The 15,752-nt window shown below is 67.8% G+C and carries 16 protein-coding genes; 10 read left to right on the plus strand and 6 right to left on the minus strand.

What is annotated here, in order from left to right:
- Positions 1-251: 251 nt before the first annotated feature.
- From WS91_RS00305 to WS91_RS00320, 4 genes are all read left to right on the plus strand, one after another.
- Positions 252-1,469 (plus strand): DUF2863 family protein, encoded by a 1,218-nt coding sequence (locus WS91_RS00305; protein WP_038747194.1) that lies wholly within the window; start codon positions 252-254, stop codon positions 1,467-1,469.
- 194 nt (positions 1,470-1,663) lie between these two features.
- Entirely contained in the window at positions 1,664-2,503 is an 840-nt protein-coding gene (locus tag WS91_RS00310; protein WP_059669559.1) for a helix-turn-helix transcriptional regulator, read from the plus strand.
- A gap of 66 nt (positions 2,504-2,569) precedes the next feature.
- On the plus strand, positions 2,570-3,244 hold the full coding sequence (locus tag WS91_RS00315) for an energy-coupling factor ABC transporter permease (RefSeq protein WP_038747199.1): 675 nt from the start codon (positions 2,570-2,572) through the stop codon (positions 3,242-3,244).
- Positions 3,245-3,405: 161 nt separating this feature from the next.
- A complete protein-coding gene (locus WS91_RS00320; protein WP_038747201.1) occupies positions 3,406-4,029 on the plus strand; it encodes a BspC domain-containing protein in 624 nt (207 codons plus the stop codon).
- A gap of 203 nt (positions 4,030-4,232) precedes the next feature.
- On the opposite strand, the gene WS91_RS00325 is transcribed toward WS91_RS00320, so the two are convergent.
- Together WS91_RS00325 and yaaA are read right to left on the minus strand one after the other, a co-directional pair.
- Positions 4,233-5,387, minus strand: a complete 1,155-nt coding sequence (locus WS91_RS00325; protein WP_059669560.1) for a M14 family metallopeptidase — start codon at positions 5,385-5,387, stop codon at positions 4,233-4,235.
- 75 nt (positions 5,388-5,462) lie between these two features.
- A complete protein-coding gene (gene yaaA / locus WS91_RS00330) occupies positions 5,463-6,245 on the minus strand; it encodes a peroxide stress protein YaaA (protein WP_059574600.1) in 783 nt (260 codons plus the stop codon).
- A 93-nt stretch (positions 6,246-6,338) separates the two neighbouring features.
- Here yaaA and WS91_RS00335 point away from each other — a divergent pair, with 93 nt between their 5' ends.
- Both WS91_RS00335 and WS91_RS00340 read left to right on the plus strand, forming a co-directional pair.
- Positions 6,339-6,980 carry a PIN domain-containing protein gene (locus WS91_RS00335; protein WP_059669561.1) on the plus strand — a complete coding sequence of 214 codons (642 nt, stop codon included), beginning with the start codon at positions 6,339-6,341 and terminating at the stop codon, positions 6,978-6,980.
- A 37-nt stretch (positions 6,981-7,017) separates the two neighbouring features.
- Positions 7,018-8,190 carry a pyridoxal phosphate-dependent aminotransferase gene (locus tag WS91_RS00340; RefSeq protein ID WP_059669562.1) on the plus strand — a complete coding sequence of 391 codons (1,173 nt, stop codon included), beginning with the start codon at positions 7,018-7,020 and terminating at the stop codon, positions 8,188-8,190.
- A 200-nt stretch (positions 8,191-8,390) separates the two neighbouring features.
- On the opposite strand, the gene WS91_RS00345 is transcribed toward WS91_RS00340, so the two are convergent.
- Positions 8,391-9,047 carry a glutathione S-transferase gene (locus WS91_RS00345; RefSeq protein WP_038747364.1) on the minus strand — a complete coding sequence of 219 codons (657 nt, stop codon included), beginning with the start codon at positions 9,045-9,047 and terminating at the stop codon, positions 8,391-8,393.
- A 234-nt stretch (positions 9,048-9,281) separates the two neighbouring features.
- On the opposite strand from WS91_RS00345, the gene WS91_RS00350 reads away from it, so the two are divergent.
- The 4 genes from WS91_RS00350 to WS91_RS00365 are packed head-to-tail and all read left to right on the plus strand — an operon-like array spanning position 9,282 to position 13,202.
- Entirely contained in the window at positions 9,282-10,073 is a 792-nt protein-coding gene (locus tag WS91_RS00350; protein ID WP_059669584.1) for an oxepin-CoA hydrolase, alternative type, read from the plus strand.
- A 9-nt stretch (positions 10,074-10,082) separates the two neighbouring features.
- Positions 10,083-10,796 carry a histidine phosphatase family protein gene (locus tag WS91_RS00355; RefSeq protein ID WP_038747216.1) on the plus strand — a complete coding sequence of 238 codons (714 nt, stop codon included), beginning with the start codon at positions 10,083-10,085 and terminating at the stop codon, positions 10,794-10,796.
- Positions 10,797-10,823: 27 nt separating this feature from the next.
- Positions 10,824-11,930, plus strand: a complete 1,107-nt coding sequence (locus tag WS91_RS00360) for a phosphotransferase (RefSeq protein WP_038747218.1) — start codon at positions 10,824-10,826, stop codon at positions 11,928-11,930.
- A 45-nt stretch (positions 11,931-11,975) separates the two neighbouring features.
- On the plus strand, positions 11,976-13,202 hold the full coding sequence (locus tag WS91_RS00365) for an acyl-CoA dehydrogenase family protein (protein WP_059574608.1): 1,227 nt from the start codon (positions 11,976-11,978) through the stop codon (positions 13,200-13,202).
- Positions 13,203-13,402: 200 nt separating this feature from the next.
- Here the strand turns inward: WS91_RS00365 and WS91_RS00370 are convergent, their stop codons facing one another.
- The 3 genes from WS91_RS00370 to WS91_RS00380 all read right to left on the minus strand — a co-directional run bounded on the left by WS91_RS00370 (position 13,403) and on the right by WS91_RS00380 (position 15,714).
- A complete protein-coding gene (locus tag WS91_RS00370; RefSeq protein WP_059574610.1) occupies positions 13,403-14,680 on the minus strand; it encodes a right-handed parallel beta-helix repeat-containing protein in 1,278 nt (425 codons plus the stop codon).
- Between the two features lie 96 nt (positions 14,681-14,776).
- Entirely contained in the window at positions 14,777-15,259 is a 483-nt protein-coding gene (locus tag WS91_RS00375) for a MaoC family dehydratase (RefSeq protein ID WP_059574612.1), read from the minus strand.
- Entirely contained in the window at positions 15,256-15,714 is a 459-nt protein-coding gene (locus tag WS91_RS00380; RefSeq protein ID WP_038747227.1) for a MaoC family dehydratase, read from the minus strand. Before WS91_RS00380 ends, WS91_RS00375 begins: the two co-directional genes overlap by 4 nt.
- Positions 15,715-15,752 lie beyond the last annotated feature (38 nt).

A 15,752-nucleotide genomic window follows, 5' to 3' on the forward strand; every position in this document is an offset into this window, starting at 1 on the left:
CACCTCGGCATCGGAACTTCCCGCTTCCCCTCTCGCGCCGCGTTCGGCTTGGCGCGAAAGAGGCGTGATTGTAGGCATAAGCTCCGTACCCCGCAAGGGGGTTTCGATAAATTTTTTGTCCCTCATAGATTCACACTCCGAGCGCCCTCGCATATTTTCTATACAGAAGACTGCCAGAAGGCCGGCAAACCGCAGAACAAACGCGGAACGGACTAAAATGACAGGTTCCTCGCATCCAACCATGTCAATCTATGCGCCAGCGAACCGCTAAACGCCTCCCTCCCGATGCCGACAAACTGGTCGGTCTGTCGCTCGCGCTGTTTGCGTCCGGCAGCCGCGTCGAAGATCGCTTCTGGGAAGCCAAGCTCGACGCCTTGCTCGCAAAGATCGTCCGCAACGGCAATCAGACCACACTCGATGCCGCGCTCGATCATCTCCAGCAGAATCATCCGGACGCCTACGGCGCTCTCGCCGACATGGCCGAGACGCACAGCGAATCGCTGTCCGTCGAGCACGACGGCAAGCCGTACGAAGCGCTCCTCGTCGCCGTCCCAGTGCTCGCGTGGACCCGCTACATGATTCCGTCGGGCTCGCTCAAGACCGAGATCGCCGACGTGTTGCGCACCCATTTGCAAGCGCACGTGCTCGCGCAAGACACGCTCGTCGCGATGGCTCCCTTTCTCTACAGCATCGACCAGTTGCCGCGCCATCACGTCGAGACTTATCGCCTCGCCCAGCAACTCGCGCACGCGGCGCTCGGCAACCATCCGGTCAAGCTGAGCTTCGGCGACCTGCCCGAAACGTCGCCGATTCTCGCCGATCCGCGCTTCCTGCTCGCCGTCGTGGCCGCGCCCGCCGGCGCCCCGCTCTTCCGCTGGCAGGAGGAAGAGCACGGTTCGCGCATCGAGCGCGGCCAATGCCTCGAGCAATGGGCCGCGCAAGGCGGCGTCAACCTGTCCGCCGCGCTGCCCGGCTGCGAATTCGAGAGCCTGCTGCCCGACGCGTACTACTCCGCGTGCCGCGACGCAGACGAGCGAATCCGTCCGCATACCGTGCGCACCGCGATCCGCTATCTGTTCGACACGATCGGCGCCGCGCCGCAGGAACTGCGCGCCGTGATCGCCGGCTTCGGCGAGCGCCGGATCGACGAATATCGCGTCGCATTCACTCGCCGCGGCAGCAACGATGTCATCTATGGCGTCGTCTGGCCGCTCTATGGCCGCGAGAACGGCGAGACGCCGGTCGACGAAGCGACGCTCGAAGCCGAATCGCCCGCCGACGGGCCGCTCGAAGAAATCGCTTCGCTGCTGAAGGAAGCGGGCGTGACCGACATCAGGCGCCACGCCGGCCGTTTCGAACCCGAATACTGCGACGATTGCGGCGTCCCGCTGTACGCGGACCCGCTCGGCGAAATCGTCCACGCGGAGATGCCGGAGGACGCGACGCCCGCGCAGCCGCATTTCCACTAAAGCGCCGCGCCGACCGGCGCGAAAAGTCAGCCGAAGGCCGCCTCGAGCACCCGCTCGAGGCGGCCTTCGCGTTTTTGCTTGTCTGAATTTTTCTTATGACTTTCAGCTAGGCCGACATTTTGTAATGTATTTGTCATTATTGCGGAGATGGCACTCGTCGTTTTCTCGATCAATCGGATAAGCGGAGGCATTACATGAGGTTTCTGGTGCTTAATTCTGACGCTGAGCGTCGTGACGGCTTGAAAACCCTGCTGCGTCAAATCGACCGGCATGCCGGCTACAACGACGCCAAGGACTGGCGGCAGGCACAGCAGCTCATCAAACAACAGGGCTTCGACTTGATCGCGGTCGACTGGCAGGACATCAAGCGGCTCGGCGACCTGCACGCGCTTTGTCAGGCCTGCGCGCCGACGCCCGTCGCCGCGCTCACCGACGACGCGTCACCCGAGCACGCGCAGGCGCTCTTCGACGCCGGCGTGCTCGGCGTCATTCCACGTTCGACGCGCCCGCACCTCATCGTTCTCGCGCTGGAAATGGTGCTGCTCGGCGGGCGCTACGTCCCGCCGAGCGCGCTCAACCTCACCGAGCCGGCCTCACGTGCGAGGGACGGCCGCGTCGATGCGATCGTGAGCCAGCTCCCGCGCAGGAAGCGCTCGCCGTGCAGCCTGCTGTCGCCGCGCCAGGCGCAGATCATGCGTTTCGTCCACATGGGCAGCACGAACAAAATGATCGCGCGCACGCTAGGCATCAGCGAAGGCACCGTCAAGATTCATCTGGCCAGCATCTTCCAGCAACTGGGTGCGACAAATCGCGCCGCCGCGGTCGCGATCTACAACGGCTGGCTACCGCCGCATCTCGAAGTGCTGCTGTCCGCGCGCGACAGCTCGCCGAAGCCCGTGCACGGCGCGGCCAGCCCCGTGCCGCTGCGCGTGGCGAAACCGCAGCACAAGTACCCGCTTGTCGCAGAAAACGAATCGTCTGCCGAGCCGCTCGTCGCGGCCGAACCGCCCGCGCCGTTCAAAGCGAACGAATAGCCGGTAAAACCCGTGTAGAGGGTGAATCCATTCCCATCTTTCGTATTCAACGAGTAATATAAAAACATGGGTTTCCTCTACACGCCGCTTCCGTTCTGGGTCGCTGTCGGTGGCTGGATCGCCGCCGTGGCCCTGCTCGCCCTCGCGCTGTGGAAGCGCCCGTTCGGCCGTTTGCAGGATGCGACGCTGCAGCACGTGTGGCTCGCGCTCGTGACCACGATCGCGGTGCTATGGGCATCCAATGCGTGGCTCGACGACGGCCTCGTCATGCATCTGCTCGGCGCGACGCTGCTCGTCACGCTGTTCGACTGGACCCTCGCGCTCGTCGGGATGGCCGCCGTGATCGGCGTCGCGGCCGTCGTGTTCGACGCGACGTGGCAAGGCGTCGGACTCACCTATCTCGTATACGGCGCGCTGCCCGTCGCGGTGTCGACGCTGCTGCAGCGCGCCGCGCTCGCGTGGCTGCCGCACAACCTGCCCGCGCTCATCGTCGGCCAGGGCTTCGTATCGCCGGCGATCGCCGTGGGCGTCGTCGCGGCCGCGGCGGCCGGGGTGCAGATCGCGCTAGCCGAAGGCACGCTCGTCGTCGTGCCATCCGGCTATGCGCTCAACGCATTGCTGCTCGCGCTCGGCGAAGCGTGGTTCACCGGCATGGCGACCGCGCTGATCGCGGTCTACCGGCCCGCGTGGGTCACGACCTCCGACGTGCGCCGCTATCGGCTCGGCGGGCCGCGCGCATGAGCTTGGCCGTCTGACGGCAGGCGCGCCGACGCGTGCGCGCTCGGCCATGCGGACAACCGCTCTACTGCCGCGCCGGAAAATTACGCTAAGATGGAACCCTGCTCTTCATCGGGCATCTCATGTGCCTGGTGTCTCTATCGCGCTTATCTCATACCTTCTAGATGGACAGCTTTCCCGCCTCGCATCGCCTGCTCGGCGCGCTCGGCAAGCTGACGGCCTGTGTCGCGGGCCTGTCGCTCACGTTTGCCGCGCCCGCGTTCGCCGACTTGCTCGATCAACGCGCCGAACTCATCAACAAGTACGTCAACGAAATGCATGCCGATCCGCTCGTCGCGGACTGCGCCGCGCACGGCAACTTCATCGCCGGCACGTCAAGCGCCTTCGACCATGTCGAATTTCCGCCGAACGCGTTCGACAGCGGCAACGCATCGATCACGCCCTGGAACGATTCATTCGACGAAGGCAAGCAGCGCGTGAAGGTCGACAACATCGTGACCGTCGAGGGCCTCGGCGTGCGCAGCAGCGGCGGCGAGCCGGAGCACCTGAAGTTCCGCTGCGGCTACGTCGGCACGCAGATGCTCGCGTTCAGCTGGAACGATCCCGTGCCGCCCGCGAAGCCGCGCGTCGAGCGCGCGACGTCGTCGAAGAAAAAGCTTCGCGCGCACTCGGGCAAAGGCAAGATCAAGGCGAAAGCCACGGGCAAGAGCGGCAAACGGTCGGCGTCGACGAAGAAGTCCGGCGCGACGAAGAAAACCGTGAAGAAGCGGTCGACGCGAAAGTCGTGAAGCCTCCGATCGGAGGTCGGGCCGCGCGACCGCACGGACGCCCCCACGGACGACCGCACGGCCGATAGAGGCGTCTGGCGCCGCGTCGCGCTCGGCCGCCATCGGCCCGACAAAAAAAGCCGGGGTGCGGCGTCGCGCTCCGGCTTTTTCATGCGCGCCCGAATCCGCTCGAACGCGCGCCCCTCACACGCGCAAGCGCGCGCTCAGGCGAACGTCTGCACGTGCTCGAGAATCGCGCCCAGCATCGCCGCACCGAGCGACGCGCTGCGCGCGCCGTTCCAGCCGACGTGCTCGTCGGGCAGGTTCGCATTGTCCTTGAACGGCATCTCGAGCGTGAGCGACAGGCAGCCGAACCGATGGCCGATGTACTTCGACGCGAGCTTGAGCGCATCTTCCTTGTACTTGCCGGGCGGATAGCCGTGCTCGTCCTGGAAATCGGGGCTCGCGCGCTTGAACGCGCCGATGAACGCGCGCTGCTCGACACGCTGCTGCTCGGTGAAGCCCGGCAGCATCTCCGAGCCGGCCGCGAACACGTACGGCAGATCTTCGTCGCCGTGGATATCGAAGAAGAGATCGCAGCCGATCGCATGAATCGCGTCGCGCACGACGAGCACCTCGGGGCTGCGCTCGGCGTCGGGCTCCATCCATTCGCGATTCAGGTTCGCGCCCGCGGCGTTCGTGCGCAGGTTGCCGCGCACGCTGCCGTCCGGATTCATGTTCGACACGATGTAGAACGTCGCGCGATCGTAGAGCTTGCGCGCGACCGGATCGCCCGACCAGTCACCCCAGCCGACAAGCCGCTTCACGAGCCCTTCGACGAACCATTCCGCCATCGATTCGCCCGGATGCTGGCGCGCGATGATCCACACCTTCTTCTTCGCGACGCCCGCTTCGTCGGGCGTGCCGAGCACGACGAGCGACATCGGCCGCCCTTCGACGGTGCGGCCCAGCTCGACGACGTTCGCGTGCGGCATCTGCTGAACCACGCCGAGAAATTCCGAATGCCGCTCTTCGCTGTACGGCTCGAAGTACGCGTAATAGACGCTGTCGAAATCGGGCGTATGGTCGATCGTCAGCACCTGGCCGTCAAACGAAGTCGGCACGCGAAACCAGTTGACCCGGTCGTAGCTCGCGACCGCGCGATAGTTGCGCCAGCCGGCCGGATACGCGCACGCGTCCGCGTTCTCGAACGTCATCACGCAGCGCTCGCCGCGCGCGCCCGTCAGGCGGAAATAGAACCACTGCGCGAACTCGGCGCGATTGTCGCCGCGCACGCGCAGCCGGATCGCATCCGCGCGCTCGCACGACAGGACATCGATCGCGCCCGCGTCGAAATTGCTCGTGATCGAGAGAGTCATGGCATCTCCTGGTTGCGGCGGCCGCGCCGGGCCGCCGGATGTGCGTCGCGGCCGGCTTGCCCGGCCGCCGAGAATTCAAGCGCCGACGCGCCGGCGAAACACGTAGGTGTCGTCGTTCGACGCGGCTTCGTCGAACGCATAGCCTTCCGACGCGAAATCCTTCAGCGCGTCGGGCGCGCCGATCCGCCCTTCGACGATGTAGCGCGCCATCAGCCCGCGCGCGCGCTTCGCGTGGAAGCTGATGATCTTGTAGCGGCCGTCCTTCCAGTCCTCGAACACCGGCGTGACGACGCGCGCATCGAGCAGCTTCGGCCTCACCGACTTGAAGTACTCGGCCGACGCGCAATTGACGAGCACGCGCGACGCGCCGTCGCGCGACTTCAGCTCGGCGTTCAGCGCCTGCGTGATCCGCCCGCCCCAGAACGCGTACAGATCCTTGCCGCGCGCGTTCGCGAAGCGCGTGCCCATTTCGAGCCGGTACGGCTGCAGCAGGTCGAGCGGCCGCAACAGCCCGTAGAGCCCCGACAGCACACGCACGTGCCGCTGCGCGTAGTCGAGATCGTCGGCCGACAGCGAGCGCGCGTCGAAGCCTTCGTAGACGTCGCCGTTGAACGCGAGCACCGCCTGCTTCGCGTTAGCGGGCGTCGACGTGCGCGACCACTCCGCGTAGCGCTGGAAATTCAGGCGCGCGAGCGGATCGGAAATGCTCATCAGCGTCCCGATCTGCTGCGGCGACAGGCGGCGCAGCTCGCCGATCAGCTCGGCCGCGTCGTCGGCGAACTGGGGCAGCGTGTGGGTGCGAACGTGAGGCGGGGTTTCGTAGTCGAGCGATTTCGCCGGGGAGAGAACGATTATCATAGGGGCTCGCCGGCACGCCGTGCCGCGCAATCAGACGAAAACCACCGATTGTAACGAATGCCCAGCCCCGACGCTTCCCGCGCCGGTCGTCGCGTGGTGCTCGATTCGAATGTCTGGATCGACATCCTCGTGTTCGACGACCCCGCCGCCCGCCCGATCCGCGATGCCCTTGAAACGGGCGCCATCACGGCGCTCATCGACGTCCGCTGCCTGGTCGAGCTCGAACGCGTGCTCGACTACCCGCAGTTCAAGGCGCGCGCGGTCGACAAGGCGGCCGCGCTCGCGGCGCTCGCGCGCCTGTCGGAGCGCGTCGCGGGGCCCGATCGCGGCGAATCGCGCGAATCGCGCGGGTCAGCCGCGACGAACGCCGACGGCGCGTCGGCGGCCGCATCGCCCGCGCACGCGCCCGATGCCGGGAATGCGCCGGGCGGACCGGACGGCCGGCACGCGCCGGACGCGCAAACGCGCCGCGCGAGCGCGCCGCCGTCAGGCGACGCGGCGGCGGCATCGCCCGCCGAAGACGCGCCGCCACGCCCGCTGCCGAAGTGCAAGGATCGCGACGACCAGAAATTCCTCGAACTCGCCTACGCGGCGCGCGCCGACTGGCTCATATCGAAGGACCGCGCGCTTCTGAAGCTCGCACGCCGCACCGAGCGCGATTTCGGATTCCGGATCGCGCAGCCCGCGCCGTTCGCGGCCAGCGCGCTCGCAGCCGACGCATCCGAGCCGGCATGAGCGACGCGCCGCCCCGACACTTTTCGCGCAAGCCACGATGAACGCACCGCACGACATGCCTACTACGCCCACTCTCCTCTCCCGCCTGCCCGACGTCGGCACGACGATCTTCACGGTCATGAGCGCGCTCGCCGCCGAAAAAGGCGCGGTCAACCTCGGCCAGGGCTTCCCCGATTTCGATTGCGATCCGCGCATCGTCGACGCGGTCGCGCGCGCGATGCGCGACGGCCACAACCAGTATCCGCCGATGGCGGGCGTCGCGCCGCTGCGCGAGGCGATCGCGGACAAGATCGAGCGGCTCTACGGCCGCCGCTACGACGCCGCGACCGAAATCACCGTGACGGCGGGCGCGACGCAGGCGCTCCTGACCGCGATCCTTTGCGCCGTGCATCCGGGCGACGAAGTGATCGTGGTCGAGCCGACCTACGACAGCTATCTGCCGTCGATCGCGCTCGCGGGCGCGACGCCCGTGTTCGTCACGCTCGACGCGCCCGACTATGCGATTCCGTTCGACAAGCTCGCCGCGGCGATCACGCCGAAGACGCGCGCGATCCTGATCAACACGCCGCACAATCCGACGGGCACCGTGTGGCGCGAAGCGGACATGCGCGCGCTCGAGGACATCGTGCGCGGCACCAATCTGCTGATCGTGTCCGACGAGGTCTACGAGCACATGGTCTACGACGGCGCGCGACACGAAAGCGTCGCCCGCCATCCGGAGCTCGCGGCGCGCAGCATCGTCGTGTCGAGCTTCGGCAAGACGTTCCACGTGACGGGCTGGAAGATCGGCTACGTCGCCGCGCCCGCGCCGCTGATGGCCGAGTTCCGCAAGGTGCACCAGTTCAACGTGTTCACGGTGAACACGCCGATGCAGTTCGGCATCGCCGAATACCTGCGCGACCCCGAGCCGTACCTGACGCTGCCCGCGTTCTATCAGAAAAAGCGCGACTTCTTCCGGGCCGGGCTCGCGAACACGCGCTTCAAGTTGCTGCCGTGCGCGGGCACGTATTTCCAGTGCGTCGATTATTCGGCGATCAGCGATTTGCCCGAGGCGGAATTCGCGAAATGGCTGACAGCCGAGATCGGCGTCGCCGCGATTCCGGTGTCGGCGTTCTATCACGAGCCGCACGAATCGGGCGTCGTGCGCTTTTGCTTCGCGAAGCGCGAGGCAACGCTCGCGACCGCGCTCGAACGGCTCGCACGCTTGTAAGTCACGACGATCCGGCGCGTGCGCGACTTTCGCGCGCATCGCCGCAATCGTCCGTGCTCCGCGCGCGCTCGAGCGGCCCAACGGCTCGCGCCGCCGCGCGCGACGCGGCAAGGACACGCGACGCGCGCGACGGCGAACCGCCTTCGCGCGTCGTGCCCGCATCACGCCAGCATCACGCCCCCATCACGCCCGTCGTCGCGTCAGCTATCCTTCGCGAGCCCCGCGATGAACGCCTTGCGCTCTTCGCTCACGCGCTTCGCGGCCGGCCGCTCCTCCTCGATGCGCTTCACGTACGACTTCCAGTCGATCCCCGCGTCGGCGACGAAATCGCGGCCGTAGACAGCCTTCGTCGCGAGCGCGACGACCGGCAAATGGATGAACGCGGCGATATCGGCGATGCAGAACGCGTCGCCGAGCACGTAAGGCGAGAATTTCGCGAGCCGCTTGAAACCGTCCAGCGCGCGCGGCATGCGCTTCTCGACGTGCGCCTTCGTGCCGTCGCTCACCTGGCCGCCGAAGAACGCCTGCGGAAACAGCTCGCGCACGTTCCATTCGAGATACAGCTCGAGCACGGCCGTGATCTCGCGCGCCTTCGCCGCCGCGAACGGATCGGCCGGAAAGATGCGCTTGTCGGGATGGATCGCGGCGAGGTATTCGACGATCGCCTGCGATTCGCTGATCGCGCCGTGCTCGGTGAGCAGATACGGCACCTTGCCGAGCGGCGTGTCGACGAACAGCGCGGGATCATCGATCGGCAGCTTGACGAGCGTTTCGTCGAACGAAATGTCGTGCTCGAGCAGTACGAACTTGACCTTGTTGTAATAGTTGGACAACGGTAAGCCACAGAGCCGCAGCATCGAAGTCTCCTTCTTCATGGGAAAAGGGCCGCGCGCGATGTATCCCGCGCGTCGGTCGGCGTGACGCCGAAAAGCACGTTCATGCTAGTCTAAAGCAACTTCGAAACGCGCCGCGCGTTTCGAGCGCCGCTTCAAAACATGCCGGCCAAGCCGGCCGGGACGATGTCCGCCCGCGCGGCGCGCGAGCGCGGCGCATCGCGCCCGACGCCTGTCGCATTCAAGGAGACTCACCGCATGAGCGCAGAACTGCTCGCGTCGCGCCCGCCGGAAAGCGAATCGACGCTCGTCCTCACGCTGTCCAACCCCGGCGCGCGCAACGCGCTTCACCCCGACATGTACGCGGCCGGCCTCGAGGCGCTCAATACCGCCGAGCGCGATCCGTCGATCCGCGCGGTCGTGCTGACCGGCGCGGACCGCTTTTTCTGCGCGGGCGGCAACCTGAACCGGCTGCTCGACAATCGCGCGAAGGAGCCCGCCGTGCAGGCGGCGAGCATCGATCTGCTCGGCGAATGGGTCACCGCGATCAACACGGTGACGAAGCCCGTGATCGCCGCCGTGGAGGGCGCGGCGGCCGGCGCGGGCTTCTCGCTCGCGCTCGCGTGCGATCTCCTCGTCGCCGCCGACGACGCGAAGTTCGTGATGTCGTACGCACGCGTCGCGCTCACGCCCGACGGCGGGGGCTCGTGGTTCCTCGCGCGCGCGGTGCCCCGCGCGCTCGCGGCCGAGATCCTGTTCGAGGGCAAGCCGGCCGCCGCAACGCGGCTGCATGCGCTCGGCGTCGTGAACCGCCTGACGAAGCCGGGCGCCGCGCGCGACGAGGCGATCGCGTGGGCCGACGAGCTCGGCAGGATGTCGCCGAACGCGCTCGCGCGGATCAAATCGCTGATCGCCGACGCGCAGACGCAGCCGCTCGCCGCGCATCTCGCCGCCGAGCGCGATCACTTCGTCGCGTCGCTGCACCATGCGGACGCGCTCGAAGGCATCACCGCGTTCCTCGACAAGCGCGCTCCTATCTACAAACGCTAACGTCCACCCATGCCCTATCAATTGCCGAAGCGCCGCCGCATCTATCTGATGCGCCACGGCGACGTCACCTATTTCGATGCGAGCGGCCGCCCGTTCGACCAGGACGCCGTGCCGCTCAACGAGCGCGGCCGCATGCAGGCGCGCGCCGCCGGGCGCGTGTTCGCCGAGCAGAACGTGCGTTTCGACCGCGTGATCACGAGCGGCCTGCCGCGCACGATCGAGACCGCGCAGCGCGTGCTCGCCGAGGCCGGCCAGCAGCTCGACATCGATATCGAGCCCGCGTGGCGAGAGATCCGCGGCGGCTTTCTCGCCGACATCCCGCCCGAGGAACAGGAAGCCGCGTTCCTGCGCGTGCTCGACGGCATCGTCGCCGAGCACACGCGCTTTCTCGGCGGCGAGACGATCGGCGAGCTGATCGACCGCGTGCTGCCGCCGCTCGCCGCACTGCGCGCGAATCCGTCGTGGGACACGGTGCTGCTCGTGCTGCACGGCGGCGTGAATTGCGCGCTGCTCTCGCATGCGACGGTGCCCGGGCATCGGCTCTTCATCGGCACGCTGTCACAGTCGGCGGGCTGCATCAACGCGCTCGACGTCGGCGAGCGCGACGACGACTGGGTCGTGCGGCTCGTCAACTATTCGCCGCCCGAGGCACTGCACCGCGACATGCGCAACACGACGATGGAAGTGCTGTACCACCAGTTCTTGCAGAGCACGCGCGAGTAGGCGCGTCGAACGGCCCCGGAGGAGACGATGGCAGCCGAGCACGATCCGCAGTCCAAGCCGACCGATTACGCCGCATTCGAAGGCACGCGCCCTGTCGGCGACGCGCAGCGCTTCGACGCCGACGCGCTCGCCGCGTGGCTCGCGAAGCACGTCGACGGCTTCGCCGGCCCGCTTTCCGTCGAGCAGTTCAAGGGCGGCCAGTCGAATCCGACGTTCAAGCTCGTCACGCCCGCGCGCAGCTACGTGCTGCGCGCGAAACCCGCGCCCGCGGCGAAGCTGCTGCCGTCCGCGCACGCGATCGAGCGCGAGTATCGGGTAATGGCCGCGCTCGCGGGCACGGACGTGCCCGTCGCGCGGATGCTCGCGCTTTGCGACGACGAAAGCGTGATCGGCCGCGCGTTCTACGTGATGGCGTTCGTCGACGGCCGCGTGCTGTGGGACCCGTCGCTGCCCGGCATGACGCCCGCCGAGCGCGGCCGCCATTACGACGAAATGAACCGCGTGATCGCCGCGCTGCATTCGATCGATCCGCACACGGTCGGGCTCGCCGACTACGGCAAGGCCGGCAACTATCTCGCGCGCCAGATCGCGCGCTGGAGCAAGCAGTACCTCGCGTCGGAGACCGAGCCGATCGACGCGATGCACCGGCTGATCGACTGGCTGCCGCGGCATCTGCGCCCGGAAGCCGAAACCGACGCGCGCGTGTCGATCGTGCACGGCGACTATCGGCTCGACAACCTGATCTTCGATCCGCACGCGCCGCGCGTGCTCGCCGTGCTCGACTGGGAACTGTCGACGCTCGGCGATCCGCTCGCCGATTTCGCGTATCACTGCATGGCGTGGCACGTCGCGCCGGAGAGCTTTCGCGGCATCGCGGGGCTCGATCTGCCGGCGCTCGGGATTCCCGACGAAACGCATTACGTCGCGCGTTACTGCGAGCGCACGGGCCTCACGATTCCCGAGAACTGGAACTTCTATCTCGCATACAACATGTTCCGGATCGCGGCGATCCTGCAAGGCATCATGAAGCGCGTCGTCGACGGCACCGCATCGAGCGCGCAGGCGCTCGACGCCGGCCGGCGCGCGCGGCCGATGGCCGAGCTTGCGTGGCGCTACGCGCAGCGCACGCGTTAGCGGCGCGCCCTTCCCTCACCGAACCGACCGACCAGCGAGGCAGCCATGCATTTCGATTACTCCCCGAAAGTCGACGCGCTGCGCGCGCGGCTCAACGCGTTCTTCGACGAGCACATCTATCCGAACGAGCGCGCGTTCCACGAAGAGATCGCGCGCAACCGGCGCGCCGGCAACGCATGGCAGCCGGTGGAGCTGATCGAGACGCTGAAGCCGAAGGCGCGCGCGGCGGGCTTGTGGAACCTGTTCCTCCCCGCTTCGACGCGCGGCGCAGGTCTCACGAATCTCGAGTACGCGCCGCTTTGCGAAATCATGGGCCGTGTGCCGTGGGCGCCCGAAGTCTTCAACTGCAACGCGCCCGACACCGGCAACATGGAGACGCTCGAGCGTTACGGCACCGACGCGCACAAGGCGGCGTGGCTCGAGCCGCTCCTCGACGGCGCGATCCGCTCGGCGTTCCTGATGACGGAGCCCGAAGTCGCGTCGTCGGATGCGACGAACATCCGGACCCGCATCGAGCGCGACGGCGGCGACTACGTGATCAACGGTCACAAGTGGTGGTCGTCGGGCGCGGGCGATCCGCGCTGCAAGCTCTATATCGTGATGGGCAAGACGGACCCCGACGCGCCCCGCCACGCGCAGCAATCGATGATCCTCGTGCCGTCGGAGGCGCCCGGCGTCACCGTGCATCGGCCGCTCAACGTGTTCGGCTACGACGACGCGCCGCACGGCCACATGGAGATCACGCTCGAGAACGTGCGCGTGCCGGCGTCGAACCTGCTGCTCGGCGAAGGGCGCGGCTTCGAGATCGCGCAGGGCCGGCTCGGGCCGGGCCGCATCCATCACTGCATGCGGCTCATCGGGCTCGCGGAGCGCGCGCTCGAGCTGATGTGCCGGCGTGCGTCGGAGCGGATCGCGTTCGGCAAGCCGGTCGCCGCGCAGACGGTCACGCAGGAGCGGATCGCCGAAGCGCGCTGCATGATCGAACAGGCGCGGCTCCTCACGCTGAAGACCGCGTACATGATGGACACCGTCGGCAACAAGGGCGCGCGCGGCGAGATCGCGATGATCAAGGTGGTTGCGCCGAACATGGCGTGCCAGGTGATCGACTGGGCGATCCAGGCGCACGGCGGCGGCGGCGTCAGCGACGACTTCCCGCTTGCGTATGCGTACGCGTCGGCCCGCACGCTGCGTTTCGCGGACGGGCCGGACGAGGTCCATCGCAACGCGATCGCGAAGCTCGAGCTCGCACGTCACGCGCCGCCGCCCGCCTGAGGCGGGCTTCGCGCCGCGAAGCGAACACCCGGCGGGCCATGCGCGCGGCCGCCGCGCCACCGTCCCTCGACGCCGCCGCGACGCGCCGCGCCCACTCCGGCTCCCGCGCCGACGCGACGCGCGGCCCCACACGTCCGTCGCGGAAAGAACCGCGATGCGCCACCGCGAATGGGCGGCAATCCACGCGCGGACCGAAGCCGCTAAGCGCCGGCCCCTCGCACGCCCGATGCGACGGCGCCCGCCTTCGCCGCGGACGACGTCGGCGCCTGCCGCAAGTACTCGCGCACCTGCGGCAGGCGCGCGACGTTCGCTCCGGTGATCGTCAAGCCGTCCGTCGCCGAACATCCTGCCGGCGACGCGAGCGCGGCGCCGTCGAGCGTATTCGCCACGCACACGATCTGGCCCGCCGCGCAGCCCGGCGCCTGCTGCAACGCGATCGGCGTGTCGCCGATCGACGCGAGCGCATTGCGCGACACGCGCAACTGGCAGACGTTGCCGAGCGCTCGTATGCCGGCGTACTGGACTCGGGAAATCCGGTTGTCGGTCACGGACACGCCCGTCGCCTTGCCCGACCAGGTGTTGACGTCGATCGCGGCCATGTAGGCCGGCGAGCGCGTGTTGTTCGGATCGGGCAATTCGATCTCCGACACCGTGTTGTTCGACACGATGACGTTGCGCGCATCGTAGGTGTTCCAGCCGTCCTCCTGCCCCACGAGGATTCCGGCGGCCTTCTGCACGTTCTGCACCGTGTTGCCGGTGATCGTCACGTCCGCTCCGCCGACCACGGTCGCGCCGCGCCCCCAGTAGTTGCCGAGCAGCTTGTTGTTCTGGATCAGCACGTTGCTGCTGAGCTTGCCGTCCGCCTGGTAGCTGACGACCGCGACCATGTCGTCGCCGGTGTTGCGCACCGTGTTGTCGCGCACCAGCACGTTGCGCGAACCGTACGTGGCGTGGATGCCGTCGGCCAGCGTGTCCTGGACGGTGTTGCCGACAATGGCGACGTCCGCGCCGCCGAACACGAAGATGCCCGCGCTCGCGCCGCCGCGCACCGTGACGTCGAGCACCTGAACGCCCGCGCCCGTCACGTCCACCTTCGCCGATTCCGGCGTCGACAGCCGCGTCGTGCCCGTGCCGACCAGCGTGACGCCGACGAGCGTCGAATTCTGGCCGCGCATCTCGATGGTCTGGTCGGCGTCGTTCGTCGCGACGAGCGTCGCGCCGTAGCCGGACACCACGACCTGCGTGTTCCTCACGATCAGCGAACGCCCGACGGCGTACTGCCCCGGCGCGAGCACGAGGCGCTGGCCGGTCTGCAACGCATCGAGCGCCCGTTGCAGCGCGTCGGCCTGGTCGCCGCCATTGCCCGCCGGATAGACAGTGACGTCGGCGGGCGCGGCCCATGCCCGCGCCGTGCCGCCGGCGGCGAGCGCCCACGCGGCGGCGCATACGGCGAGAACCCGCTGTGATCGGTTCATCATCGTCCCCTTCCTGATCGTTGTAAGGGCACGATATGTTTCCGAAAGGTCGCATGTCCGTGCGTCAAACCACACTCACCTGCGCCGCGCGAACCCCGCTCAGAAATAATGCAGCGTGATGAACTCGGCCGCGCAGGCCGGCACCGGCTCGCCGCCCAGCTCGACCTCCACCGACACCGCCCAGACCGCCTGCACGCCGCCCTGCTTCGCCGGCCCCGTCTCCTTCAGCGCGAAGAGCGCACGCACGCGCGAGCCGACCGGTACCGGCTTCAGGAAGCGCACGCGATTCAGGCCGTAGTTCACGCCCATCCGCTGCTCGAAGCGCAGCGTGTCCGTCATCAGCGCCGGAATCAGCGACAGCGTAAGGAAGCCGTGCGCGATCGGGCCGCCGAACGGCGACTCGCGCGCGGCGCGCTCGGGATCGACGTGGATCCACTGATGATCGTCCGTCGCGGCGGCGAACCGGTCGACGCGCGCCTGGCCGACGTCGATCCAGCCGCTCGCGAGCGGCGCCCCGCCGACCCGCGCGCGCAGCGCATCGGCCGACGCGACGAGCGGCGGATCGCTCGCGCCCGCCGTCATGCGCCCCCCTGCGGCGAACGCAACCCGAAGATCACCTTCGAGCGCACGGTGATGACGGTCTCGCCCGCTTCGTTGACGCCCTCCCATTCGGTCGTCACGATCCCGCGATCCGGCCGGCTCGCGGACAGCCGCTTGTCGAGGACCTTGCTGTACATCGTGATCGTGTCGCCCGCGCGCACCGGCTTGATCCAGCGGATCTCCTCGATGCCGGGCGAGCCCATGCTCGTCGAGCCCTGCAGCACGTTGCGCACGAGCATGCCCATGAACACCGAGCACGTGTGCCAGCCGCTCGCGACGAGCCCGCCGAACATCGACGCCTTCGCCGCTTCCGAGTCGACGTGAAAAGGTTGCGGATCGTACGCCTGAGCGAACGTGACGATCTCGTCGTCCGTGAATCGATGCTTGCCGACTTCAGTGCTGCCGCCGACTTCCAGGTCTTCGTAACTGATACCCATCGAGCTTCTCCGTGAAATGAAACGGGCGGGGGGCGCCG

Source organism: Burkholderia sp. MSMB1498 (genome assembly GCF_001526245.1).
Taxonomy (GTDB): domain Bacteria; phylum Pseudomonadota; class Gammaproteobacteria; order Burkholderiales; family Burkholderiaceae; genus Burkholderia; species Burkholderia savannae.